Source organism: Pseudomonas sp. UBA4617, from assembly GCF_002386445.1.
GTDB lineage: Bacteria > Pseudomonadota > Gammaproteobacteria > Pseudomonadales > Pseudomonadaceae > Aquipseudomonas.
The window spans coordinates 1-21,668 of sequence record NZ_DGIR01000024.1 but is presented as its reverse complement, the minus strand read 5'-3'; the positions used below and the strand labels follow the sequence as shown (position 1 = coordinate 21,668).

The following is a 21,668-nucleotide window of genomic DNA, read 5'->3' as shown; positions in this document are numbered from 1 at the left end:
ATGAACGACCGTCGCACCTTTCTCAAACAGGCCGGCCTGCTGGCTGCCGCCTTGCCGTTGACAGGCCCCGGCCCGTTGCGGGCAACCGCCCATGCAGCGCCTGTCCAAGCTGCCAGTGGCAACGACTGGGCTGCATTTCGCGGTCTGTTCGAGCTGGATCCTAGCTATGCCCACTTCGCCAACTTCCTGATCACCTCGCACCCACGCCCGGTGCGCGAAGCCATCGAGGCATTGCGCGCCCGTTTCGACCATCACCCGGCCCGCCTGGTGGACTGGGACAGCCAGTCGGAGTGGAAGCACGAAGCCGCCGTACGCGAGTGGGCGGCGCGCTACCTCGAAGTGACGCCCCGCCAGATTGCCCTGACCGGCAGCACCACCGAAGGCCTCGCGCTGATCTACGGCGGGCTGAAAATTGCGCCGGGCCAGGAAATCCTCACCACCGTGCATGAGCATTCGGCGGCGCGCCATACCATGGGTTTCCGCACCACGCGCGACGGCACCCCAGTGCGCCGCTTGCGCTTGTTCGACGACCCCGCCAAGGTCAGCAGCGACCAGGTATTGTCCACCATCGCTGCCGCCATCCGGCCACAGACCCGGGTACTGGGCATGACCTGGGTGCACTCGGGCAGTGGCGTGAAACTGCCGGTGGGCGAGATCGGCGCACTGGTGCGCGAGGTCAACCGCCAGCGTGACGAGCAGGACCGGATCATCTACGTGATCGACGGCGTACATGGCTTTGGCGTCGAAGACATGCGCTTTGCCGACCTGAACTGCGATTATTTCATTGCCGGTACCCACAAGTGGCTGTTCGGACCACGCGGTACCGGGATCATCTGCGCGGCCTCCCCCGGGCTGGAGCAACTGACCCCGACCATTGCCACCTTTTCCGAGAATGAAGACTTCGCCACCGTGATGACACCGGGTGGCTACCACGCGTTCGAACACCGCTGGGCGTTGGGCAAGGCGTTCGAATTGCACCTGCAACTGGGCAAGGCGGCGGTGCAGGCGCGTATTCACCAGTTGAACGACTACCTGCGGCAACGGCTTGAGGCACTGCCGGGTATCGAACTGGTGACCCCGCGCAGCGCACGGTATTCGGCGGGGTTCACCTTCTTCAGGGTCAAGGGCCAGGATGCCGACGACGTCGCCCGGCATCTCAATAGCCAGCGCATCGTGGTCGATGCCGTGTCGCGGGACGTGGGGCCGGTGGTGCGGACGGCGCCAGGGTTGTTGAATACCGAGGCCGAGATCGAGCGGTTGGTAGATGTTCTGCGGCGACGCGTTCACGGGTGACGCCCTGGGGGGCGCAACGCGCGCCCCGGCAGTCTCGCGTCAGCCCTGCTCCCCGATGCCCTGCAACCACGTCCCGACATCCCGATAGATGCCCTCCACCTGCCCCACGATCCCCGACATGCGCAAAAAGTCATGGGTCAGGCCCTCCACCCGCGCAAAGCGCACCGGCGTGCCACCCGCCAGCAGCCAGTCCCGATAAGCGATACCTTCATCGTGCAACGGGTCGTACTCGGCCACGAACAGATACGCCGGCGCCAACGCTTGTCGCAGCATCGAGCGCAACGGCGACACCCGCCAGTCCAGGCGTTGCTCGGGCTGCGGCACGTAGTGTTGGTAGAACCATTCCAGGGTGGGCGTCTCCAGCAGGTAGCCCTCGGCATGCTGGCGATGCGATTCCCGCTGGCAGGCAATGTCGGTCACCGGGTAGAACAGCAACTGCGCCAGCGGCTTGAATGCCAGGGCCTCGGGCTGCTGCACCGCCATGATGGCCATGACCGCTGCCAGGCTGGCCCCCACACTGTCTCCTGCCAGCACTATCCGGCGGTTGTCCAGCCCCAGCGCCGCCGCCTGTTCGGCCAGCCAGTTGGCGGCGTCCAGCACGTCGTGCAGCGCCACCGGGAACTGCTGCTGCGGTGCCAGGCGGTAGTCTGCCGCCAGCACGGCGAACTCGCCGAGCGCCGCCAGACGGCGGCACACCGAGTCATGCGAGTCGAGGCTGCCGACCACGTAGCCGCCACCGTGCAGGTACAGGATCACCGGTTGCAAGGCGGTGCCGGCCTGGCCCTGACGGTACAGACGGGCCGCCAGGCGAGTACCGTCGCGCACGCTGAACTGCAGCTCGCTGACCATCACATGGCCCGGCGGGCTCGGGTCGAGCACCTGCGAGCTGCTTTCGAACTCGGCGCGGGCCTGGGCCACGTCCATCGCGTGCATGGGCAGGCTCCTGCCCGTCAGCCGGCCAAACTCGACCAGTTCCAGAAAAGCCGCCAGATCGGGGTGCAGTGCCATGTGGGTTCCTTGGATGAAGTGACTCGGGCTCCCCTACGGGACGTAGCTGCACGCCGAAAAATTACCTGTCCGGACGGCTAAATCGCTGGCGCAGACACTCGTCATCCTTGCACAACGAAAGACCGCCAGAGGCACACCGTGGACCTTCAGAGCATCCTCAGCAAATTGTTCGCCAACGCCCATGCCGTCGGCATCGAAGGCGTCTTCCAGTTCGTCTTCGGCGAGGACCAGGCCTTCTGGGCGGAGGTGCGCGACAGCAGCCGCACCGGTGCCGGCCGGCACGGTGCCGCGGATGTCACCATCGAAGTGGCCGAGCGCGACTTCCTCGGCATCATGGGCGGCACCGCCAACGTCGAGGAACTGTTCGCCAGTGCGCGCCTGAAGATCACCGGCAACATGGGCCTGGCCACCCTGCTACCGCAGATCATCAGCAACGCCCGCCGCGGGACGCCGCCGACCAAGGTGTCGATGAACCAGCGTTACCCGACACCGGCACGCTTCAGCGAACGGGTATCGGCCGCCCAACCAGTGCAGCGCGAAGTGGCACGCATTGCCCGCGCCGACATGCCCGTGGCGCGCTTTCACAACGACTACCTGGCGCATGGCACCCCGCTGGTGATCAGCGATGCCCTGCAGGATTGGCCGCTGTTCAGCATGGGCCGTGAAGCCTCGCTGGTACATTTCGCCGAATTGCAGGGCATTACCCGCCACGGCGACTACGTGAAGAAGACGTTCTCCACCGACCGCGACTTCCGCTCCACTTCCATGGCCGAGTTCATCGCCTCGCTGGACACCCCGGCCAGGCCTGGTGAAACACCGGCGTATATGGGCAACAACATCGTCCCGGAAAAGCTGCTGGCGCTGATCCGCTACCCGCAATATTTCGCCCGTGACAGGTTCATCGCGCCGCGCATCTGGATCGGCCCGAAGGGCACCCTGACGCCGTTGCACCGCGACGATACCGACAACCTGTTCGCCCAGGTCTGGGGCCAGAAGTCGTTCATTCTAGCCGCGCCGCACCATCGCCCGGCGCTGGGCACCTGGTCGACCAGCCCCAAGGGCGGCCTGGACGGCTGCGATTTCAACCCCGACGCCCCGGATTATCAACGCTTCCCGGCAGCGCGCGAGGTGCCGTTCCTGCGGGTGGTGCTGCAAGCCGGTGACCTGCTGTTCCTGCCTGAGGGTTGGTTCCATCAGGTGGAGTCGGTGTCTACCTCGTTGTCGGTGAACTTCTGGGTGGATTCCGGGCGCGGCTGGTAGCCAGGATTGCCGGGGGCGTTTTGCGCCCCCGGCATTATTCAGACAGAAGCAACCAACGCCTCGGCAAAGCGCTGTGCCACTTCATCGACCTGCTCACCACTGATGATCAACGGCGGCAGGAAACGCACCACCGCGCCATGCCGCCCGCCCAGTTCCAGGATCAGCCCGCGCTTGAGGCACTCGCGCTGCACCTTGGCCGCCAGCTCACGGTTGGCCTGCGGCTGGCCCAGGGCATCACGCTGCCCTTGGCCGCCCACCAGCTCCACCCCGATCATCAGACCGCGCCCGCGGATATCGCCCAGTTCCGGATAATCCCGCTGCAACTGCTGCAGGTGCTGGCGCAGGCGCTGGCCCATGGCCTCGGCATGCTCGGCCAGGCGCTGCTCGACCAGGTAACCGATCACCGCCGAGCCCGCGGCCATGGCCATCTGGTTGCCACGGAAGGTGCCTGCGTGGGCACCTGGCTTCCAGGTATCAAGCCAGTCGCGGTACACCACCACCGCCAGGGGCAGGCTGCCACCAATGGCTTTGGACAGGGTGACCACATCCGGCACGATGCCGGCGTGCTCGAAGGCGAACATGCGCCCGGTGCGGGCAAAGCCGCTCTGGATCTCGTCGACGATCAGCGCCACGCCAGCCTGCTCGGTGATCCGACGCACGCCCCTGAGCCAGTCGATATCGGCCGGGATGACCCCGCCCTCGCCCTGCACCACCTCAAGGATCACTGCGGCGGGCAGGGGCACGCCGCTTTCCGGGTCAAGCAAGAGGTTTTCCAGGTAATGCAGGTTGGCCTTGACCCCGGCTGCGCCGCCCAGACCGAACGGACAGCGGTAGTCATAGGGGTACGGCATGAACTGCACGCCGTTGCCAAGCAAGGCGCCCAGTGGCTGCTTCGGCCCATGGCTGCCCATCAGGCTCAGCGCGCCCTGGCTCATGCCGTGGTAGGCGCCCTGGAAGGCCAGCACGGTGCTCCGGCCAGTGGCACTGCGCACCAGTTTCAGCGCCGCTTCCACCGCATCGGTGCCGGTCGGGCCGCAGAACTGCACCTTGGCCTCGCGACGCAGTGCCTCGGGCAGGACGCCGAACAGGTCCTGGACAAAGCGGTCCTTGACCGGCGTGGTCAGGTCCAGGGTATGCAGGGGCAGCTCATCGGCCAGGACCCGCTGGATCGCTTCGACCACTACCGGGTGGTTATGGCCCAGCGCCAGGGTCCCGGCTCCAGCCAGGCAATCGATGAACTGACGGCCTTCGACATCTTCCACATGAATGCCACTGGCGCGCTTGAGCGCCAGCGGGATGCGCCGCGGGTAGCTGCGGGCGTTGGACTCCTGTTGCTGCTGGCGCTGCAACAGCGGCGAATCGGTGAACGCGTACAACGGGCGCGGCGTGCTCGCCGGTGGGACCTGGGCAAGGCTGTAAGCGGTGGACATGGAGTGGTTCCTCGCAAGCAAGCGAATGAGCGGGTGTCGCTTGGGAAACGCTTGGATGCGAGGAGGATTTAGCGGTTGTTACGGGATTTTCGACAGCCTGTTATGGCCTCTTCGCGGGTACACCCGCTCCCACAGGGACCACTCGATATCTGAACCCTGTGCTGTACCTGTGGGAGCGGGTTTACCCGCGAAACGACCGCAACAAGCGGCAAGGATCAATGTCCCGAACGCGCCGGCACCTGCAACAAGACCCGCAAGCCATCACTCCGGCTGTCGAACTTCAGGCTACCGGCACAGCGCTGCACGATCGCCTGCACGATCGCCAACCCCAACCCGCAGCCGCCACTTTGCCCATTACGCCAGAAGCGTTCGGTCAAATGCTCCAGGTCTGCCTCGGCAATCCCCGGCCCATGGTCGCGCACCATGAAACCTACCTGCCCATCGCTCATCTGCAGTTCCAGCTCCACCGCCTCATCGCCACCATGGCGCAAGGCGTTGTCCAGCAGGTTGCGCAACGCCGCCACCGCCAGGGGCGCCGGCATGCCCAGGTAGACCTGTGTGGCTTCTTCCGGCAAACGCAACACGATACGCCGGTTGTCACCACCACCGGCGTCCTGCACCGCCTGCCGGGCTACCTGCTCGGCGCTGCACTGCACACCATCATCGAACGACAGGCTGCCCTCCACCCGCGCCAGCATCAGCAACTGCTCCAGTGTGCGATGCATGCGGTCGGTCCCCTGCTCGGCATGCGCCAGCGCCTGCTCGCGCACCGCACCCTCGGTCATGCGTGCTACCTGCAGGTGGGTCTTGATCGCCGTCAGCGGGCTGCGCAGTTCATGCGCGGCGTCGTCGGTCAGGCGCCGCTCGCGCTCAATGGTCTGGGCAATGCGCAGGAACAGCTGGTTCTGGGTTTCCAGCAGCGGCTGCAGTTCGCTGGGCATGCCCGCCACCTGCAGCGGCTCGACACTGTCCGCACGCCGGCGGCGCAGCGCGTCGCGCATGCGGTTGAGCGGCTCCAGGCCCTTGCCCAGGCCGATCCACAACAGCCCCAGGCTGCCCAGCAGCGCCATCAGTACCGGCGCCGAGGCCGCCAGCAGGATCGACTGGTTCAACGCCTCGCGCTCCATGTGCCGGTCGGCGGTGGTGATACGCACATCGCCATGGTTGTAGGTGAAGGTGCGCCACAGCGCGTCGTCGATGGTCTGGTCACGGAAACCACTGCTTTCGTCGTTCATGGCGCCATCGTGCTTGTGGTTGCTGGCGAGAATCTCGCCACGCAACGAGCTGACCTGGCAGGCCATGCCGTCCGGCACGCTGAACTGGTCGGCGGAAAAGTGCGCCTCCTCGCCCTTGGCGGTCAACGGCTGCGGCAACTGGTCGATCAGGCCGGCGACCATACGCGCCGAGGCCACCAGACGCTGGTCGAGGGAGAACATCATCTGCTGGCGCAGGTCGCGCAGCATCCACGCGGCAGCCAGCACCCAGATGATTACGAAGGCGCTGCCCAGGATCAGGCTCAGGCGTACCCGCAGGCTCATGATGCGGCCTCTTCCGGCGCCTGCGCCGGGCCCAGGCGATAGCCCAGGCCGCGCACGGTCTCGACGATGCCGTTGCCGAGCTTGCGCCGCAGGTGGTGGATATGCACGTTGAGGGCGTTGCTCTCCACCTCGTCGCTGAAGCCATACACGCAGTCCTTGAGCTGTTCGCTGGACAGCACTCGGCCGCGGTTCTGCAGCAGCGCCTGGAGCAGCGCCTGTTCACGGCGCGACAGGTCGACCGGCTGCCCGCCAAGGGTAGCCGAGCAGGTACTCGGGTCGTAGCACAGCGGGCCGTGCTCGATCACGTTCACCGCACGCCCGGCCACGCGCCGCAACAGGGTGTGCAGGCGTGCAGCCAGTTCGCGCAGGTCGAAGGGCTTGAGCAGGTAATCGTCGGCCCCGGCCTGCAGGCCATCGACCCGGTCAGTGACCGCATCCCGCGCGGTGAGCACCAGCACCGGCAGCGTCTCGCCCTGCTGGCGCAGACGGCGCAGCAGCTTGAGGCCGTCTTCGTCCGGCAGGCCGAGATCGAGGATCATCACGTCGAATTGCGCCGCCTGCAGCATCGCCCGTGCAGCGGCGGCGTTGCCCACCCGGTCCACGGTCAGGCCCTGGGCGGTAAGGCCGGCGCAGATGCCGGCGGCGATCAGGTCGTCGTCCTCGCAGAGCAGAACGTGCATGGTTGGGCTCCCGGAGTGGTGTGGCTGACATTGCACCTTGGGCGGATTAAGGGGGGATTATGGACCTTTTTGTAGAGGGGTGGGGTTCGTCCCGGGTGTGGCGATAATGCCGCGTTGTGGCGACCGCTTCAGGCCTGCATCACCTGCTCCGGTGTGTCCACATCCAGCAACACCCCGGCGTCATCGACCTCAACCACCGTACAGCAGCCTTGCTGCCCCCGCACCAACGACCGCGCCCCTTCATCCCCGCTCAGCCGCGCCAACGCCGCCCAGAAATCGCGCCCGAAGATCACCGGGTGCCCGTACTGCCCTGCATGGCGCGGCAACACGATGGTCGAAGCGCTGGCCGCCTCGGCCAGCCGACACAAGGTTGCCGGTTCGATCCAAGGCATATCACCCAGCAGAATGGCCACCGCCTGCGCCCGGCTGTCGAGCAACGAGCCGGCACCGGCAGCCAGGCTATGTCCCATGCCTGCGGCGGCCTCAGGGCTGGCGACGATACGGCAATCGCCAGGCAGCCCAAGATCCTCGCCCCGCTCGCCTGCGCGTAACACCACGCGAACGTCAGCGAATGCTGCGCGGGCCCGCTCCACGCTGTGCGTCAGCAGGCTGCGACCATCGGCCAGGGCCACCTGGCGTTTGTCAGCGCCAAAACGCCTGGCGCTGCCTGCCGCCAGCACCAGCGCAACCACACTCACAACCGCACCTGTCGCTGGTGCGACGTCGCCGCGGCAACCATCGCAGCGCTGTCGAACGTTTCGCTGGCTATCGTTTCAGGCATGGGCAACTCGTAATCGCCGGATGATCATGCAATGCAACCACTGACGTGCCGCCATGGCAAGCGCGGCTGATGATGTCGCGCCCTGCTACGCAGCGCCGCTTGCAGAAACAACGGTTAACCTTGGGTTAATCGACCCACGCCAGCATGGCCCCATTCCTCGATCTGCCAAGGCGAAGACATGCGCGTCCTCCTGCTGTTCCTGACATTGCTGCTGGCCGGCCCGTTGCAGGCCAACCCGTTCGACGTCAAACCTGACTTCCTGCCGGTCGACCAAGCCTTCGTGCTGACTCACGACCGCCAGGCCGACGGCCGGATGCGCCTGTACTTCCAGATCAAGCCGGGCTACTACCTGTATCAGAAACGCCTGAAGTTCGACGGCCTGCCCGGCGAACAACACCCGCAGTTGCCACCTGCGCTCAACCACCACGACGAATTCTTTGGCGACAGTGCGGTGTACCGCGACCAGCTCGAACTGCTGCTGCCCGCCAGCGCCCAGGGCCAGCTGCGCCTGGGCTGGCAGGGCTGCGCCGATGCCGGCCTGTGCTACCCGCCGCAAACCACGCTGATCGACCTGGGTGGCAGCGTGACGCCGACAGCCGGGCAAGCCAGTGACCAGGCCCTGGCCAGCGACCTGCAACAAGGCCACCTGGCCTGGAGCCTGCTGGCGTTCTTCGGCCTTGGCCTGTTGCTGGCCTTTACCCCCTGCTCGCTGCCGATGCTGCCGATCCTCGCCGGGCTGGTCCTGGGCAATGGCGCCAGTGCCCGACGCGGCTGGGTGCTGGCCGGGGTCTATGTGCTGAGCATGGCGCTGGTGTACGCCGCCCTGGGGGTGGTCGCCGCGCTGCTGGGTGCCAGCCTGCAGGCCTGGCTGCAGCAACCCTGGCTGCTGGGCAGCCTGGCGGCGCTGTTCGTGCTCCTGGCCTTGCCCATGTTCGGCGCCTTCGAACTGCAACTGCCCGCCGCCCTGCGTGACCGTCTGGACCGCGCCGGGCGCGGCACGCAGGGCGGCAACCTGTACGGCGCGGCACTGCTCGGCGCGCTGTCCGGGTTGCTGATGGGCCCGTGCATGACCGCGCCATTGGCGGGTGCGCTGCTGTACATCGCCCAGAGCGGCGATGTGTTGCAGGGGGCGCTGGTACTGTTCAGCCTTGGCCTGGGCATGGGCGTGCCGCTGTTGCTGCTGGTGACCTTGGGCAACCGCTACCTGCCGCGCCCGGGTGCCTGGATGAACCGGGTCAAGGGCGTGTTCGGCTTCGTCTTCCTGGGCATGGCGCTGTACACCGTGCGCGGCCTGCTGCCCGCCACCCTGCTGCTGGCCCTGGTGCCGGCGCTGTCATGGGCGCAGCAGACCGCCCAGGTTCCGGAACGCGGCGGCGATGCGGCCTCCACCGAAGAGGCGGTGACCTCGCGTGTGCCGCTGGATGAAATCCGCCGCTACGTGGCCGTCTACAACGCGGTACGTGCCGCGTATGTCGAACCGGTGGAAGACAAGAAACTGATGCAGTCGGCCATCCGTGGCCTGCTGCTGGACCTGGACCCGCACAGCACCTACTTCGACAAGGAAGATGCCGAAGCCTTCGACGAACAGGCCGAAGGTGCCTATGAAGGCATCGGCGTGGAGCTGCAGCAGCAGCCCGACAACAGCAGCCTCAAGGTCATCTCGCCGATCGACGACACCCCGGCGGCCAAGGCCGGCATCCTGGCCGGCGACCTGATCATCGCCATCGACGGCAAGCCGATCAGCGCGATCGAAGCCACCGAGCCGCTGCGCGGCAAGGCCGGCAGCAAGGTCATCCTCACCATCGTGCGCGAGGGCAAGCTGAAGCCGTTCGACGTGCCGATCACCCGCGAAACCATCCGCGTCACCAGCGTGCGCAGCCGCATGCTGGAACCCGGCTACGGCTACATTCGCCTGAGCACCTTCCAGGCCGATACCGGCGCCGATTTCCAGAAGCATGTGGCCCAGCTGCAGCAGCAGGCCGGCGGCAAGCTCAAGGGTCTGGTGCTGGACCTGCGCAGCAACCCCGGTGGCCTGCTCACCGCGGCGGTACAGGTGGCTGATGACCTGCTCGACAAGGGCAACATCGTGAGCACCCGGGGCCGCATCGCGATCAGCGACGCGCGTTTCGACGCCACGCCCGGCGACCTGCTCAAGGGCGCGCCCGTGGTGGTACTGGCGGATGCCGGTTCGGCCAGCGCCTCGGAAGTACTGGCGGGCGCACTGCGCGACAACGGCCGTGCGCGCGTGATCGGCAGCCGCACCTTCGGCAAGGGCTCGGTGCAGACCGTGCTGCCGCTGGACAACGGCGATTCGGTCAAGCTGACCACTGCGCGCTATTACACCCCGAGCGGCAAATCGATCCAGGCCACCGGCATCGTGCCCGACGTGGTGCTGGTGCCGGAGAAGAAGGCGGGCGAAGACGACGACCTGCCGGCCAGCCTGTCCGATTACAGCGAAGCGACCCTGCCGGGCCACCTGCGCGGTGACGAAGAGGGCGGCGAAGGCTACCAGGCCGGCGACGTGCTGCCCGGCGACGGCCCGATCAACGACGCGCTGGCCGAGCTGAAGCAGCCCGGTTCGGTGGCCGCCAAGCAGAAGGCCGAAGCGGCGAAGAAGCCGGCGCCCAAGGTGGAAGCAAAGCCGAAGCCCGAAGCAAAGCCCGAAGCAAAGCCCGAAGCAAAGCCCGAAGCAAAGCCGGAAGCCAAGCCGGAAGCCAAGCCGACGCCCTGACGTCGGCCCCCGGGGCGCGCACGCTTAGAACCCGTGCCGCTTCCGCAACCGCCGCGCGATTGCCGCGCGCACGTACACCCCATACACCAGCCCGAACACGAACCCGGCAATGTGCGCCCACCAGGCCACCATGCCGAAGGTCGGGCCGATGTACGCGAACACCACCTGCAGCCCGGCCCACACCCCGATCAGCAGGTAGGCCGGCGCCCGCACGAATTCCAGGAACAGCCCCAGCGGGATAACCACCCCCAGCCGGGCGCCCGGGAACAGGGCCAGGTACGCCCCGATCAGCGCCGACACCGCGCCGCTGGCGCCGATGATGATCTGGTCCGGGCTGCCCATCGTGTAGATCGCGGTGAGGTTGGAGATCGCCCCGCCCACCAGGAACAGCAGGATCAGCCGCCACGGCCCCAGCACCCGCTCGGCGGGCAGGCCGAAGATCAGCAGGAACACCAGGTTGCCCAGCAGGTGCGACCAATCCGCGTGCAGGAACAGCGCGGTGAACAACCGCAGCACGCTGCCGTCCTGGAAGGTGGCCCACCAGTCCAATGGCCGGGTCAGCCCGGTGGACAACGCGCCCCAGTCCATCCACAGGCTGCGCCGGGCATCGCCCGGGCGCGAGATCGACCACAGGAATGCGGCCCATAGCGTCGCGAACAGCAGGGGCGTCGCCCAGCGGACGGCGGACTTCTTGCGGGAGGGGAGCGAGACGAACATGCGTGGGCGCTAGCCTAGCGCGGCAACGCGCCTGAAGGAGCGAAGACGCGTTCAGCCTGAATAGCCGGAAAGGGTGATCGCGTTATTGTTTCATTAACTGGTCTGGGTATACTCGCATACGGCGTCGTATGTCGGGAGGGGAATCCGGCGCGTTGTGTCAAGTCCTTTGGGGCCTGGGACAGCGCAGGCGCGCGTTGCCAAACCACACGCATTTCCGGAGAGAACAAACGATGCATACCGCTTCCACCCTCGCCCGCGTCACCGCCCTCGCTGTCGGTATCGCCGGTGTCCTGGCCGTTGGCCACGTCAACGCCGCCGCCTTCCAGCTGAAGGAAAACAGCGCCAAGGGCCTCGGCCGCGCCTTCGCCGGTTCGGGCAGCGCCCAGGGCGACGCCTCGATCATCGCGGTCAACCCGGCCGGCATGCGCCAGCTGGAAGGCACCCAGATCCAGGGCGACCTGAGCGCCATCAGCTTCAAGGCAGAATTCGAAGGCACCGGCCGCAAGCCGACCGGCCAGCCGCAGACCGGCGGTGACGGCGGCGACGCCGGCATGATTGCCCCGGTTCCGGCCGCGTACTTCCACATGCCGATCGGCGAAAAGGCCCACTTTGGTGTGTCGCTGACCGCTCCGTTCGGCTTCAAGACCGATTACGACAACGGCTGGGTGGGGCGCTACAGCGGCCTGAAGACCGACCTGAAGGCGATCGACCTGGGCTTTGCCGCCTCGTACGACGTCAACCCGTACGTGTCCTTCGGCGCGTCGGTGTTCGTTGAGCACCTGACCATCGAACTGAGCAACAACATCGACTTCGGCACCGCGCTGGCCCAGTCCCGCGTGCCGGGCTTCGCCCCGGGCAGCGCCGATGGCAAGCTGACTGTCGAAGGCGACAACAACGCCGTGGGCTGGACCGTCGGCGGCTTGTTCAGCCCCGATGAGAACACCCACATCGGCTTCAGCTACCGCTCCAAGGTCGAGCACAAGATCACCGGCGGCGACGCCACCTTCGACGTGCCGTCCAACGCTGCTGCCGTGCTGGCCGTTGCCCAGCCGGGTCGCTTCGTGACCACCTCGGGCAAGGCCACCGTGACCCTGCCGGCCTCGGCCACCATGAGCGTGACCCACAACATCAACGACAAGTGGACCGTGATGGGTGATGTCACCCGTACCGCATGGTCGACCGCGTTCGACCAGGTCACCATCGACTACGCCTCGGCGCAGCCGGACTCGGTGCTGGAATTCGGCTACCGTGACACCACCTTCGTGTCGCTGGGCGCCGACTACAAGCTGAGCGAGACCCTTACCCTGCGTGGCGGCGTCGCGTACGACCAGACCCCGACCACCGACGCACACCGCGACGTGCGCGTGCCGGACACCAGCCGCAAGTGGCTGTCGTTCGGCCTCGGCTGGACCCCGTCGGCGAACATGGAATACAACTTCGGTTACACCCACCTGTTCACCAGCGACCCGAACGTGAACATTGGCGCCACCACCAACAACCAGGGCAACTCGCTGACCGGCAAGTACAAGGTCCGCGGCGACGTGCTGGCTGCTTCGTTCAACTACAAGTTCTGATCCACGGCGTTCGCGCCGCGTAACAGACAGAAGGCCCCGCGAAAGCGGGGCCTTCTGCGTTTGGGTCTTATCGTTTCAACATTCGGGCGAGCGACCCGCCGCATACAGCAGGCCCTGCCGCAGATGGGCCAGGAAATCGCGGTTGCGGTACAGGCCCGTGTCATGGCCCAGGCCGGTGTACCAGCTGCGCCCGCCATCAAACGGGTGGCACCACGCAATGGGGTGGTCGGCGCCCATGGTGCCGCCCTGGTACATGCGTTCGTCCACCGTGGCGATCACCTGCACGGCGCCACGCGGGTTGCTGCGGTAGTTGTACAGCTCGTCGCGTACCGGCCACGAGGTGCCCTGCGGCTTGCCCCCGCGCTCCGGCTGCACGCGGCTGAACTGCAGGCCCTCGGGGTGGTTCTTGAAATACGCGCCCACCAGCTGCCCATACCAGGGCCAGTCGTACTCGGTGTCGGCGGCCGAATGCACGCCCATGAACCCGCCACCCGCGCGGATGAAGGTCTCCATCGCCTGCTGCTGGGCGGCATCGAGCACATCGCCGGTGGTGTTGGCGAACACCACCACCCGGTACCGGGCCAGGTTGGCATCGTTGAAGTCGGCTGCGTTCTCGCTCTGGTCCACCGCCATGCGCTCTCGCTCGGCCAGCAGGCGCAGCGTGCTCACCGCGGTGGGAATCGAGTCGTGGCGGAACTTGGCGGTGCTGGTGAACACCAGTACGCGCTCGTTGGCGGCCGCCATGGCCGCGGGAACGGTGGACAGGAACATCGCCAGCAGCAACGGCAGGACATTTGGGCGCATGGCCGGATCATGCCACAGCCCCGTACAATCCCGGTCCGCGCGCAGCCGGCCGGGTGCCGCCTGCGGCGCAGGAACCGCTTCACGATCCATGACAAGGAAACCACATGTCGCCCGTTCTGCTTCGTTCCACCTTGGCCTTCGCCCTCTCCGCGCTGGCCGCGCCGGCCTTCGCCGCCGCCGATTTCGCCACCTGCTTCACCCTCACCCCGGGCCTGCGCTTCTCCACCGGCGATGAAACGCTGACCATCGAAAAGGCCACCTTCAACGGCCACGACGCGATCAAGGTGCACAGCGCCGGCGGTGGCGTCGGCACGGCCGCCTACTACGATGCCAGCGGCCGCCAGCTGCTGGGCCAGGACCGCTACGGGATCTCTGCCTGGGGCGGCGACGCTTCCCGGCCGGTGATGACCGATACCTTCAAGCCCGCGCCGACCTTCCCGCAAAGCGCCAAGCCGGGCGAGCGCTTCGTGGTCAACGGCAGCGGCGAACGCACCCACCACGTGGAAGAAACGGTCGAGCCGGTCGACTACGACGGCTTCAACGACTACACCTTCGTCGGCTTCGAAGACGTGGAGGCCACGGTCGACGACCAGCCGCGCACCTTCAAGGACACCTGCCACCTCACCGCGACCTTCGAAGACAACCGCATGGAAGCCTGGTACGCACCGGGGTTCGGCCGCATCAAGTTCGAGCGCTACATGGGCGAAGAACTGCTCCTGCGCGATGAAATCGAGGCGATCCACGCCGAGTGACGGCGCCGGCATCACCCACAAAAAACCCCGCTTTCGCGGGGTTTTTCGTTCAAACCATTACAACGCCGATCAATCGCCCAGGGTCAGCAGCGAGGCATTGCCGCCGGCCGCCGTGGTGTTCACGGTGACGGTCTTTTCGGTGGCAAAACGCAGCAGGTAGTGCGGGCCGCCGGCCTTCGGACCGGTGCCGGACAGGCCCTGGCCGCCGAACGGCTGCACGCCCACCACCGCACCAATCTGGTTGCGGTTGACGTACACGTTGCCCACGTTCACCCGCGAGGAAATGCGGTCCACGGTTTCGTCGATGCGCGAATGCACGCCCAGGGTGAGGCCATAGCCGGTGGCGTTGATCTGGTCGATCACCGCATCGAGCTGGTCGCCCTTCCAGCGGATCACGTGCAGCACCGGCCCGAAGATTTCCTTGTGCAGCTGGTCCAGGTTCTTCAGCTCATACGCACGCGGGGCGAAGAAGGTGCCGTGCGCGGCGGCTTCGCTGAGCTCGGCAGCGGCGATCAGGCGCGCTTCCTTCTCCATGCGTACCGCGTGTTCCTGCAGGATCTGCAGCGCATCGGCATCGATCACCGGGCCGACGTCGGTCGACAGCAGGCCCGGGTCGCCGATCTTCAGTTCGGCCATCGCACCGGCCAGCATCGTCATCACCTTGTCGGCGATGTCGTCCTGCACGAACAGCACGCGCGCGGCCGAGCAGCGCTGGCCGGCCGAGGTGAACGCCGAACCGATTGCATCCTTGACCAGCTGTTCCGGCAGCGCCGAGGAATCGGCGATGAAGGCGTTCTGGCCGCCGGTTTCGGCGATCAGCACGCCGATTGCGGCATCGCGGGCAGCCATCGCACGGTTGATCGCACGCGCGGTGTCGGTCGAACCGGTGAAGGCCACGCCGGCCACGCGCGGGTCGGCGGTGAGCGCGGCACCCACGGTGGCGCCGTCGCCGGGCAGGAACTGCACCACGCCTTCGGGCACGCCGGCATCCAGCAGCAGCTTCACCGCGTAGTAGCCGATCAGGTTGGTCTGTTCGGCCGGCTTGGCGATCACGCTGTTACCGGCGGCAAGCGCGGCGGCAACCTGGCCCAGGAAGATCGCCAGCGGGAAGTTCCACGGGCTGATGCACACGAACACGCCGCGGCCGTGCAGCTGCAGTTCGTTGGATTCACCGGTCGGGCTGGGCAGCTTCTCGGCGTGGCCGAACTGCTCGCGCGCCTGCTTGGCGTAGTAACGCAGGAAGTCCACCGCTTCGCGCACTTCGGCGATGCCGTCGGGCAGGCTCTTGCCGGCTTCCTTGACGCACAGCGCCATGAATTCGGGCAGGCGTGCTTCCAGCTGGTCGGCGGCGTGCTCGAGGATTGCCGCACGGCTGGCGGCCGGGGTGCGGTTCCACTGCGGCTGTGCGGCCACGGCGTTGGCCAGGGCCTTTTCCACGGTGGCGCTGTCGGCCGGCTGCCACTGGCCCACCACCTGGCGCGTATCGGCCGGGTTGACCACGTTCAACAGTGCGCCGGTGGGCTGTGCACCCGGCACCAGCGGGGCGGCCTGCCACGGCTTCACGGCCGCGTTGAGCTGCTCGGCCAGGGCGCGCAAATCGTTGTCGTTGGCGAGATTGACGCCCATGGAGTTCTTCCTGTCGTGGTTCTGGCTGCGCAGCAGGTCAACCGGCAGCGGGATTTTCGGGTGCGGAATGGATTCAAACGAGGCCACGGCTTCGACCGGATCGCGGATCAGGTCGTCGATGGCCACCGCGTCGTCGGTGATGCGGTTGACGAAGCTGGAGTTGGCGCCGTTCTCGAGCAGGCGGCGCACCAGGTACGGCAGCAGGTCTTCGTGCGAACCCACCGGTGCGTACACGCGGCACGGCACGTTCAGGCGGTTGGCCGGCACCACTTCGGCATACAGGTCATCGCCCATGCCGTGCAGCTTCTGGTGCTCGTACTGGCCACCCTGCGCGATCGCCTGCACCGCAGCGATGGTGTGCGCGTTGTGCGTGGCGAACATCGGGTAGATCGCATCGGCATGGGTGAACAGACGCTTGGCGCAGGCCAGGTAGGACACGTCGGTGTTCTGCTTGCGGGTGAACACCGGGTAGGCCGGCAGGCCGTCGATCTGGGCGCGCTTGATTTCCGCATCCCAGTACGCGCCCTTGACCAGGCGCACCTGCAGGCGGCGACCAATGCGGCGAGCCAGGTCGGCCAGGTAGTCGATCGTGTACGGGGTGCGCTTCTGGTACGCCTGCACCACCACGCCGAAGCCTTCCCAGCCGGCCAGCGAGGCATCGCTCACCACCGCTTCGATGATGTCCAGCGACAGTTCCAGGCGGTCGGTTTCCTCGGCATCCACCGTGCAGCCGATGCCGTACGACTTGGCCAGCTGCGCCAGTTCCAGCACGCCCGGGACCAGGTCGGCCATCACGCGCGCGCGCTTGGCGTGCTCGTAGCGCGGGTACAGCGCCGACAGCTTGATGGAAATGCCCGGGGCCGAATTGACGTCGCCCTCCGGGCGGCCGCCACGGGCCTTGTGGTCGCCACCGATGGAGTGGATCGCGCGGCGGTAGTCTTCCAGGTAACGCTTGGCGTCCTTCATGGTCAGCGCGCCTTCGCCGAGCATGTCGAACGAATAGCGGTAGCTGGCGTTGTCGCCCTTGTGCGAGCGCGACAGCGCTTCGTCGATGGTGCGGCCCATGACGAACTGGTGGCCCATGATCTTCATCGCCTGGCGCACGGCCAGGCGGATCACCGGCTCACCCACGCGGCCCATCAGGCGCGCGAACGCGCCCGGCACGTCGGCGCGGGTGGAGTCGTTGATCTGCACGATGTGGCCGGTGAGCATCAGGCCCCAGGTGGAGGCGTTGACCAGCACCGAATCGCTGCCGCCCAGGTGCTTCTTCCAGTCCGCTTCGCCGAGCTTGTCGCGGATCAGCTTGTCGGCGGTGTCCTGGTCCGGAATGCGCAGCAGCGCTTCGGCCACGCACATCAGCAGCACGCCTTCCTCGCTGCCCAGGTCGTACTGGCGCATGAAGGCTTCGATCGCGCCCTGGTCCTTGGCACGCACGCGCACGCGCTTGACCAGGTCGGCGGCAGTGGCCTGCACCGTGGCCTGTTCGTCGGCGGGCAGGCGCGCCTGCGCCAGCAGCTCGCGCACGTGGCTGGCCTCGTCCTTCATCCAGGCATCGGTGATGGCCTGGCGGAACGCATTGGGAACACCCGGCAGCTCGGGGGACAGCAGCGGCGGGCGGGAGGCGCCGGACGGGGCCGGGGCAGGGGGAAGCGCGGAAGGTGCGGTCATGCCGGTTGGCTCGTGGAAAACTTGACCATTTTAATCGCTTTTTCATCCGTGAAAGCAATCGGAGCTGCGCCGCGGATCGCGTTCATAGCCTTTCATACAGGGGGATTCGGCGGATCCAGCAGTGTCGTTAAAAACTGTGCCGATTTCGTCAAAACCGTCGCCGATGCTTATGCTGTATTGCACCATTCCCAAACCTGTGAATGGACCCTTGCCGCTCGCGCGAGATCAGGGCTACCATCGAGACGTTTCCTGCGGCAGGAAAACGCGTCCCCCACGGGCGCTCGAAAGAACGGAGTTTGCGGAGATGAACCCGCACCCGGTCGACCGCCGGTGTTCAGTGCATACCCCCATGGGGTGGGGGCTGATCGTCGGCGGGAAGAGAACCAGAAGGCTTGCTAGTGGCCAGCGATGGCTGCAACCGACGACGCTAAGGGTCTAGGCAATGAAGCAACGCAGAAAGTGGGGCACGCAGTTCGCAAAGGCAGTGGGGTGTGGAGCAGCGCTGATGGCGCCGGCACTGGCGTGGGCCCAATCGGCCGACCCGGTTCCGTGGCAGCTGAACATGGGCAAGGGGGTCACCCAGAGCTCGCGGTTGGCCTGGGAATCCAACATGTTCTCGCTGTGGGTGTGTACGGTCATCGGCGTGCTGGTGTTCGGCGCGATGTTCTATGCCATCTTCAAGTTCCGCAAATCCAAGGGGGCGGTAGCCGCCACCTTCAGCCACAACACCAAGGCCGAGATCGTCTGGACCGTCATACCAGTGATCATCCTGGTGGTGATGGCGTGGCCGGCCACGGCCAACCTGATCAAGTTCTACGACACCCGCGATGCCGAAATGACCGTCAAGGTCACCGGCTACCAGTGGATGTGGAAGTACGAATACCTGGGCGAAGAGGTCACCTTCACCAGCCGCCTGGACCGCGAATCGGACCGGGTCCGGCAGAGCGGCAAGGTGCCCGACCGCGACAGCCACCCGCATTACCTGCTCGACGTGGACAACCGCCTGGTGTTGCCGGTCGACACCAAGGTGCGCTTCGTCATCACCTCCGATGACGTGATCCACGCCTGGTGGGTGCCGGCGCTGGGCTGGAAGCAGGATGCCATTCCCGGTTTCGTCAACGAAGCCTGGACCAACATCGAGAAGGTCGGCGTGTACCGCGGCCAGTGCGCCGAGCTGTGCGGCAAGGACCATGGCTTCATGCCCATCGTGGTGGAAGCGGTGTCCAAGGAAGATTTCCAGAAGTGGCTGGCCGCCAAGCGGCCCAAGGCGCCCGATCCGGCGCCGGCACCGGCCGCACCGGAAGCCACGCCTGCACCGCCAGACCCGGCGGCGCCCGCACCCGAGGCTGCACCCGCAGCTGCACCCGCGCCTGAAAACGCCTGATACGAACCGCGCGTGCCGCACGGCGCGCGCTGAAACCGAACCAACGAGGTGGTGTGGCGATGGCGCATTCCGCAGTGGATCACGACGGGCATCACGGGCATCAGCAGTCGTTCTTCGAACGTTGGTTCTTCTCGACCAACCACAAGGACATCGGCACGCTCTACCTGCTCTTCAGCTTCATCATGTTCATCATCGGCGCAGCGATGAGCGTGATCATCCGCGCCGAGCTGATGCAGCCGGGCCTGCAGTTCGTGAAGCCGGAAACCTTCAACCAGCTCACCACCGTGCATGCGCTGGTGATGATCTTCGGTGGCGTCATGCCGGCCTTCGTCGGCCTGGCCAACTGGATGATCCCGCTGCAGGTCGGCGCGCCGGACATGGCGCTGCCGCGCATGAACAACTGGTCGTTCTGGCTGCTGCCGGTGGCCTTCAGCCTGCTGCTGCTCACCTTCCTGCTGCCCGGCGGCGCGCCGGCCGGCGGCTGGACCCTGTACCCGCCGCTGTCGCTGCAGGGCGGCTACAACGTGGCGTTCACCGTGTTCGCGATCCACGTGGCCGGCATCAGTTCGATCATGGGCGCGATCAACATCATCGCCACCGTGCTCAACATGCGCGCGCCCGGCATCGACCTGCTGAAGATGCCGATCTTCTGCTGGTCCTGGCTGATCACCGCCTTCCTGCTGATCGCGGTGATGCCGGTGCTGGCCGGTGCGGTGACCATGCTGCTCACCGACAAGTTCTTCGGCACCAGCTTCTTCAACGCGGCCGGCGGCGGCGATCCGGTGATGTTCCAGCACATCTTCTGGTTCTTCGGCCACCCGGAGGTGTACATCATGATCCTGCCGGCATTCGGCGTGGTCAGTGAAATCATCCCCACCTTCAGCCGCAAGCCGCTGTTCGGGTACCAGGCCATGGTCTACGCGATCGCCGCGATCGCCTTCCTGTCCTTCATCGTCTGGGCCCACCACATGTTCACCGTGGGCATGCCGCTGGGCGGCGAAATCTACTTCATGTTCGCCACCATGCTGATCTCCATCCCCACCGGGGTGAAGGTGTTCAACTGGGTGAGCACCATGTGGCGCGGTTCGCTTACCTTCGAAGCGCCCATGCTGTGGGCGGTGGCCTTCGTGATCCTGTTCACCATCGGCGGCTTCTCCGGCCTGATGCTGGCCATCGTGGTGGCCGACTTCCAGTACCACGACACCTACTTCGTGGTGGCGCACTTCCACTACGTGCTGGTGACCGGCGCGGTGTTCGCGCTGATCGGCGCGGTGTACTACTGGTGGCCGAAGTGGACCGGGCGCATGTACAGCGAGTTCTGGGCCAAGGTGCACTTCTGGTGGTCCATCCTCTTCGTGAACCTGCTGTTCTTCCCGCAGCACTTCCTGGGCCTGGCCGGCATGCCGCGCCGCATTCCCGATTACAGCGTGGCCTTCGCCGACTGGAACCTGATCAGCTCCATTGGCGCATTCGGCATGTTCGTCACCCCGTTCATGATGGCCGCGATCCTGATCGCCTCGCTGCGCAACGGCGAAAAGGCCGCTGACCGTTCGTGGGAAGGCGCACGCGGGCTGGAATGGACGGTGCCGTCACCGGCACCGGCGCATACCTTCACCGTGCCGCCGACCATCCGCCCGGGCGATCTGGCCCATGACGACATCACCCACTGAGGTCCGCCATGCATGACGTGCACCAACAGGATCTGGCTGCCCGCCGCCAACGCGCCCGCCGTACCGCGCTGTGGGTGGGTGCGGTGGCGATCCTGGTCTATGTCGGCTTCATCCTGAGCGGGGTGCTGGGGCGATGAGCGAAACCCGCCCCGCACCGCATGCCGGGCTGCCGCGCCTGATCGCGGTGGCGGTGGCGGTGTTCGTGCTCACCTTCTCGCTGGTGCCGCTGTACCGCATTGCCTGCGAAAAGGTGTTCGGGGTGCGGCTGGAGCGTGGCCCCGGTGCGGCGGCCGTCGGCGCGCCCGGCGCGGCCAAGCGCACCGTGCGGGTGCAGTTCGATGGCGGCGTGAACTCCAAGCTGCCGTGGGCCTTCCACCCCGAACAGCTGACCATGGACGTGGTGCCCGGCGAGCTCAACGAAGCGCTGTACTACGCGCGCAACGACAGCGACCGCGCGCTGGTGGGCAGCGCCGTGCCATCGGTGGCGCCGGCCAAGGCCTCGGGTTACTTCAGCAAGACCGAATGCTTCTGCTTCACCGCGCAGACCCTGGTGGCGGGCGAGAAACGCGACATGCCGGTGCGTTTCATCGTCGACCCGGACCTGCCGGCCAACATCAAGACCATCACCCTGTCCTACACGTTCTACAAGAACGACGCGCTGTCGGCGCAGCTGGCCACGGCGACCCCGCCGGCCACCGCGCGCTCGGCACCCTGATACGTACCCGGATACCGATCATGGCCACCCAGCACAG

General features: G+C 66.5%; 17 protein-coding genes and 1 pseudogene. 10 read left to right on the top strand and 8 right to left on the bottom strand.

Going from position 1 to position 21,668, the window contains the following annotated elements; all coding sequences use genetic code 11:
• Window positions 1–1,293 carry an aminotransferase class V-fold PLP-dependent enzyme gene (locus B4L76_RS10310; protein WP_296232238.1) on the top strand — a complete coding sequence of 431 codons (1,293 nt, stop codon included), beginning with the start codon at window positions 1–3 and terminating at the stop codon, window positions 1,291–1,293.
• A gap of 39 nt (window positions 1,294–1,332) precedes the next feature.
• Here B4L76_RS10310 and B4L76_RS10305 read toward each other — a convergent pair whose 3' ends face one another.
• Window positions 1,333–2,301 carry an alpha/beta hydrolase gene (locus B4L76_RS10305; protein WP_296232237.1) on the bottom strand — a complete coding sequence of 323 codons (969 nt, stop codon included), beginning with the start codon at window positions 2,299–2,301 and terminating at the stop codon, window positions 1,333–1,335.
• Window positions 2,302–2,439: 138 nt separating this feature from the next.
• On the opposite strand from B4L76_RS10305, the gene B4L76_RS10300 reads away from it, so the two are divergent.
• Window positions 2,440–3,561: a cupin-like domain-containing protein gene (locus tag B4L76_RS10300; protein WP_296232235.1), complete on the top strand. Its 1,122-nt coding sequence runs from the start codon at window positions 2,440–2,442 to the stop codon at window positions 3,559–3,561.
• A gap of 38 nt (window positions 3,562–3,599) precedes the next feature.
• On the opposite strand, the gene B4L76_RS10295 is transcribed toward B4L76_RS10300, so the two are convergent.
• The 4 genes from B4L76_RS10295 to B4L76_RS10280 all read right to left on the bottom strand — a co-directional run bounded on the left by B4L76_RS10295 (window position 3,600) and on the right by B4L76_RS10280 (window position 7,907).
• Window positions 3,600–4,991, bottom strand: coding sequence for an aspartate aminotransferase family protein (locus tag B4L76_RS10295; RefSeq protein WP_296232234.1), 1,392 nt, complete (start codon window positions 4,989–4,991; stop codon window positions 3,600–3,602).
• 215 nt (window positions 4,992–5,206) lie between these two features.
• Window positions 5,207–6,529, bottom strand: a complete 1,323-nt coding sequence (locus B4L76_RS10290; protein ID WP_296232232.1) for an ATP-binding protein — start codon at window positions 6,527–6,529, stop codon at window positions 5,207–5,209.
• Entirely contained in the window at window positions 6,526–7,209 is a 684-nt protein-coding gene (locus tag B4L76_RS10285; RefSeq protein WP_296232230.1) for a response regulator, read from the bottom strand. The genes B4L76_RS10290 and B4L76_RS10285 overlap by 4 nt, the downstream gene beginning before the upstream one ends.
• A gap of 128 nt (window positions 7,210–7,337) precedes the next feature.
• Window positions 7,338–7,907, bottom strand: coding sequence for a nucleotidyltransferase family protein (locus tag B4L76_RS10280; protein ID WP_296232229.1), 570 nt, complete (start codon window positions 7,905–7,907; stop codon window positions 7,338–7,340).
• Between the two features lie 261 nt (window positions 7,908–8,168).
• Here B4L76_RS10280 and dsbD point away from each other — a divergent pair.
• A pseudogene (dsbD, locus tag B4L76_RS10275) lies at window positions 8,169–9,332 on the top strand (protein-disulfide reductase DsbD); the annotation flags it as partial.
• Window positions 9,312–10,721: a S41 family peptidase gene (locus tag B4L76_RS10270; RefSeq protein WP_296232324.1), complete on the top strand. Its 1,410-nt coding sequence runs from the start codon at window positions 9,312–9,314 to the stop codon at window positions 10,719–10,721. The pseudogene dsbD and the gene B4L76_RS10270, both read left to right, overlap by 21 nt.
• Window positions 10,722–10,745: 24 nt before the next feature.
• On the opposite strand, the gene B4L76_RS10265 is transcribed toward B4L76_RS10270, so the two are convergent.
• Window positions 10,746–11,438, bottom strand: coding sequence for a rhomboid family intramembrane serine protease (locus B4L76_RS10265; RefSeq protein WP_282247678.1), 693 nt, complete (start codon window positions 11,436–11,438; stop codon window positions 10,746–10,748).
• Window positions 11,439–11,668: 230 nt separating this feature from the next.
• On the opposite strand from B4L76_RS10265, the gene B4L76_RS10260 reads away from it, so the two are divergent.
• Window positions 11,669–13,012: an outer membrane protein transport protein gene (locus B4L76_RS10260; RefSeq protein WP_296232227.1), complete on the top strand. Its 1,344-nt coding sequence runs from the start codon at window positions 11,669–11,671 to the stop codon at window positions 13,010–13,012.
• Window positions 13,013–13,087: 75 nt separating this feature from the next.
• On the opposite strand, the gene B4L76_RS10255 is transcribed toward B4L76_RS10260, so the two are convergent.
• Window positions 13,088–13,816: a ThuA domain-containing protein gene (locus B4L76_RS10255; RefSeq protein ID WP_296232225.1), complete on the bottom strand. Its 729-nt coding sequence runs from the start codon at window positions 13,814–13,816 to the stop codon at window positions 13,088–13,090.
• A 104-nt stretch (window positions 13,817–13,920) separates the two neighbouring features.
• Here B4L76_RS10255 and B4L76_RS10250 point away from each other — a divergent pair, with 104 nt between their 5' ends.
• Window positions 13,921–14,568 (top strand): hypothetical protein, encoded by a 648-nt coding sequence (locus B4L76_RS10250; RefSeq protein WP_282247681.1) that lies wholly within the window; start codon window positions 13,921–13,923, stop codon window positions 14,566–14,568.
• A gap of 69 nt (window positions 14,569–14,637) precedes the next feature.
• Here B4L76_RS10250 and putA read toward each other — a convergent pair whose 3' ends face one another.
• A complete protein-coding gene (gene putA / locus B4L76_RS10245; RefSeq protein WP_296232224.1) occupies window positions 14,638–17,862 on the bottom strand; it encodes a bifunctional proline dehydrogenase/L-glutamate gamma-semialdehyde dehydrogenase PutA in 3,225 nt (1,074 codons plus the stop codon).
• A gap of 505 nt (window positions 17,863–18,367) precedes the next feature.
• Between putA and coxB the strand changes: the two genes are divergently transcribed.
• Genes coxB through B4L76_RS10225 form a run of 4 tightly spaced genes read left to right on the top strand, consistent with a single transcriptional unit; the run spans window position 18,368 to window position 21,631 of the window.
• Complete coding sequence (gene coxB / locus B4L76_RS10240; protein WP_296232221.1) at window positions 18,368–19,246, top strand: cytochrome c oxidase subunit II; 879 nt, start codon at window positions 18,368–18,370, stop codon at window positions 19,244–19,246.
• 59 nt (window positions 19,247–19,305) lie between these two features.
• Window positions 19,306–20,916, top strand: coding sequence for a cytochrome c oxidase subunit I (ctaD, locus tag B4L76_RS10235; protein ID WP_282247948.1), 1,611 nt, complete (start codon window positions 19,306–19,308; stop codon window positions 20,914–20,916).
• 8 nt (window positions 20,917–20,924) lie between these two features.
• Window positions 20,925–21,053: a hypothetical protein gene (locus B4L76_RS10230; RefSeq protein ID WP_256947664.1), complete on the top strand. Its 129-nt coding sequence runs from the start codon at window positions 20,925–20,927 to the stop codon at window positions 21,051–21,053.
• Window positions 21,050–21,631 carry a cytochrome c oxidase assembly protein gene (locus B4L76_RS10225; RefSeq protein WP_282247950.1) on the top strand — a complete coding sequence of 194 codons (582 nt, stop codon included), beginning with the start codon at window positions 21,050–21,052 and terminating at the stop codon, window positions 21,629–21,631. Before B4L76_RS10230 ends, B4L76_RS10225 begins: the two co-directional genes overlap by 4 nt.
• Window positions 21,632–21,668 lie beyond the last annotated feature (37 nt).

Excerpts from the sequence above, each read along its gene's own strand:
- B4L76_RS10310 (WP_296232238.1), top strand. The coding sequence starts at position 1 with ATGAACGACCGTCGCACCTTTCTCAAACAGGCCGGCCTGCTGGCTGCC.
- B4L76_RS10305 (WP_296232237.1), bottom strand. The coding sequence starts at position 2,301 with ATGGCACTGCACCCCGATCTGGCGGCTTTTCTGGAACTGGTCGAGTTT.
- B4L76_RS10295 (WP_296232234.1), bottom strand. The coding sequence starts at position 4,991 with ATGTCCACCGCTTACAGCCTTGCCCAGGTCCCACCGGCGAGCACGCCG.
- B4L76_RS10290 (WP_296232232.1), bottom strand. The coding sequence starts at position 6,529 with ATGAGCCTGCGGGTACGCCTGAGCCTGATCCTGGGCAGCGCCTTCGTA.
- B4L76_RS10285 (WP_296232230.1), bottom strand. The coding sequence starts at position 7,209 with ATGCACGTTCTGCTCTGCGAGGACGACGACCTGATCGCCGCCGGCATC.
- B4L76_RS10265 (WP_282247678.1), bottom strand. The coding sequence starts at position 11,438 with ATGTTCGTCTCGCTCCCCTCCCGCAAGAAGTCCGCCGTCCGCTGGGCG.
- B4L76_RS10260 (WP_296232227.1), top strand. The coding sequence starts at position 11,669 with ATGCATACCGCTTCCACCCTCGCCCGCGTCACCGCCCTCGCTGTCGGT.
- B4L76_RS10255 (WP_296232225.1), bottom strand. The coding sequence starts at position 13,816 with ATGCGCCCAAATGTCCTGCCGTTGCTGCTGGCGATGTTCCTGTCCACC.
- B4L76_RS10250 (WP_282247681.1), top strand. The coding sequence starts at position 13,921 with ATGTCGCCCGTTCTGCTTCGTTCCACCTTGGCCTTCGCCCTCTCCGCG.
- putA (WP_296232224.1), bottom strand. The coding sequence starts at position 17,862 with ATGACCGCACCTTCCGCGCTTCCCCCTGCCCCGGCCCCGTCCGGCGCC.
- coxB (WP_296232221.1), top strand. The coding sequence starts at position 18,368 with ATGGCGCCGGCACTGGCGTGGGCCCAATCGGCCGACCCGGTTCCGTGG.
- ctaD (WP_282247948.1), top strand. The coding sequence starts at position 19,306 with ATGGCGCATTCCGCAGTGGATCACGACGGGCATCACGGGCATCAGCAG.
- B4L76_RS10230 (WP_256947664.1), top strand. The coding sequence starts at position 20,925 with ATGCATGACGTGCACCAACAGGATCTGGCTGCCCGCCGCCAACGCGCC.
- B4L76_RS10225 (WP_282247950.1), top strand. The coding sequence starts at position 21,050 with ATGAGCGAAACCCGCCCCGCACCGCATGCCGGGCTGCCGCGCCTGATC.